The sequence below is a fragment of the Sporosarcina sp. FSL K6-3457 genome (assembly GCF_038007285.1).
GTDB lineage: Bacteria > Bacillota > Bacilli > Bacillales_A > Planococcaceae > Sporosarcina.
Genome location: NZ_JBBOWX010000001.1, coordinates 4355001 through 4357500 on the forward strand (window position 1 = coordinate 4355001; position 2500 = coordinate 4357500).

The 2500-nt window shown below is 51.9% G+C and carries 2 rRNA genes (both only partly in view); both read right to left on the reverse strand.

Going from position 1 to position 2500, the window contains the following annotated elements:
- Positions 1–7 (reverse strand): 5S ribosomal RNA (gene rrf, locus N1I80_RS21155); it reaches 109 nt to the left of the window's first position.
- A gap of 188 nt (positions 8–195) precedes the next feature.
- Positions 196–2500: ribosomal RNA gene (locus tag N1I80_RS21160) — 23S ribosomal RNA — on the reverse strand; it runs 628 nt beyond the window's last position.

The following is a 2500-nucleotide window of genomic DNA, read 5'->3' on the forward strand; positions in this document are numbered from 1 at the left end:
CACCAGACCTGCATGTCCTTTTCTCAAAGACAATACTCATTATATCAAATCTTTTGAGATTTGCAAGTACTTTTTTATGAACGGTACTTATTCGCTCAAAACTGAATAAAAGAGACATTAAGACTTTTTAGCGTATTTCAGCTAAAATAGTCTTCCATAGTTCACAAATCAGGGCCAACCTGCCCTTTTTACTATAAGGTTAAGTCCTCGTTCGATTAGTATCCGTCAGCTCCACACGTCACCGTGCTTCCACCCCAGACCTATCAACCTCATCTTCTTTGAGGGAACTTACTTACTTGCGTAATGGGAAATCTCATCTCGAGGGGGCTTCATGCTTAGATGCTTTCAGCATTTATCCCGTCCACACATAGCTACCCAGCGATGCCTTTGGCAAGACAACTGGTACACCAGCGGTGTGTCCATCCCGGTCCTCTCGTACTAAGGACAGCTCCTCTCAAATTTCCTGCGCCCGCGACGGATAGGGACCGAACTGTCTCACGACGTTCTGAACCCAGCTCGCGTACCGCTTTAATGGGCGAACAGCCCAACCCTTGGGACCGACTACAGCCCCAGGATGCGATGAGCCGACATCGAGGTGCCAAACCTCCCCGTCGATGTGGACTCTTGGGGGAGATAAGCCTGTTATCCCCGGGGTAGCTTTTATCCGTTGAGCGATGGCCCTTCCATGCGGAACCACCGGATCACTAAGCCCGTCTTTCGACCCTGCTCGACTTGTAGGTCTCGCAGTCAAGCTCCCTTATGCCTTTGCACTCTACGAATGATGTCCAACCATTCTGAGGGAACCTTTGGGCGCCTCCGTTACTCTTTAGGAGGCGACCGCCCCAGTCAAACTGTCCGCCTGACACTGTCTCCTGCCCCGATAAGGGGCATGGGTTAGAAGTCCAATACAGCCAGGGTAGTATCCCACCAACGCCTCCTCCGAAGCTGGCGCTCCGGAATCTTAGGCTCCTACCTATCCTGTACAGGCTGCACCGGAATTCAATATCAGGTTACAGTAAAGCTCCACGGGGTCTTTCCGTCCTGTCGCGGGTAACCTGCATCTTCACAGGTATTATAATTTCACCGAGTCTCTCGTTGAGACAGTGCCCAGATCGTTACGCCTTTCGTGCGGGTCGGAACTTACCCGACAAGGAATTTCGCTACCTTAGGACCGTTATAGTTACGGCCGCCGTTTACTGGGGCTTCAATTCAAAGCTTCGCTTGCGCTGACCTCTCCTCTTAACCTTCCAGCACCGGGCAGGCGTCAGCCCCTATACTTCACCTTACGGTTTTGCAGAGACCTGTGTTTTTGCTAAACAGTCGCCTGGGCCTATTCACTGCGGCTCTCTCGGGCTTTAACACCCTACCAGAGCACCCCTTCTCCCGAAGTTACGGGGTCATTTTGCCGAGTTCCTTAACGAGAGTTCTCTCGATCACCTTAGGATTCTCTCCTCGCCTACCTGTGTCGGTTTGCGGTACAGGCACCTCCCGCCTCGCTAGAGGCTTTTCTTGGCAGCGTGAAATCAGGGACTCCGGAGATAAATCTCCTCGCCATCACAGCTCAATGTTATAGGAACGGGATTTGCCTCATTCCACACCTTACTGCTTAGACGCACATAACCAACAGTGCGCTCACCCTATCCTACTGCGTCCCCCCATTACTCAAACGGCGGGGAGGTGGTACAGGAATATCAACCTGTTATCCATCGTCTACGCCTTTCGGCCTCGACTTAGGTCCTGACTAACCCTGAGCGGACGAGCCTTCCTCAGGAAACCTTGGGCATTCGGTGGAAGGGATTCTCACCCTTCTTTCGCTACTCATACCGGCATTCTCACTTCCAAGCGCTCCACCAGTCCTTACGGTCTAGCTTCGACGCCCTTGGAACGCTCTCCTACCACTGACACCAAAGGTGTCAATCCACAGTTTCGGTGATTCGTTTAGCCCCGGTACATTTTCGGCGCAGCGCCACTCGACCAGTGAGCTATTACGCACTCTTTAAATGATGGCTGCTTCTGAGCCAACATCCTGGTTGTCTGGGCAACGCCACATCCTTTTCCACTTAACGAATACTTGGGGACCTTAACTGGTGGTCTGGGCTGTTTCCCTCTCGACTACGGATCTTATCACCCGCAGTCTGACTCCCAAACATAAATCATCGGCATTCGGAGTTTGTCTGAATTCGGTAACCCGGGATGGGCCCCTAGTCCAAACAGTGCTCTACCTCCGAGATTCTTAAGTTTGAGGCTAGCCCTAAAGCTATTTCGGAGAGAACCAGCTATCTCCAGGTTCGATTGGAATTTCACCGCTACCCACACCTCATCCCCGCATTTTTCAACATACGTGGGTTCGGGCCTCCAGTAAGTGTTACCTTACCTTCACCCTGGACATGGGTAGATCACCTGGTTTCGGGTCTACGACCCCATACTCATTCGCCCTATTCAGACTCGCTTTCGCTGCGGCTCCGCATTCACTGCTTAACCTTGCATGGAATCGTAACTC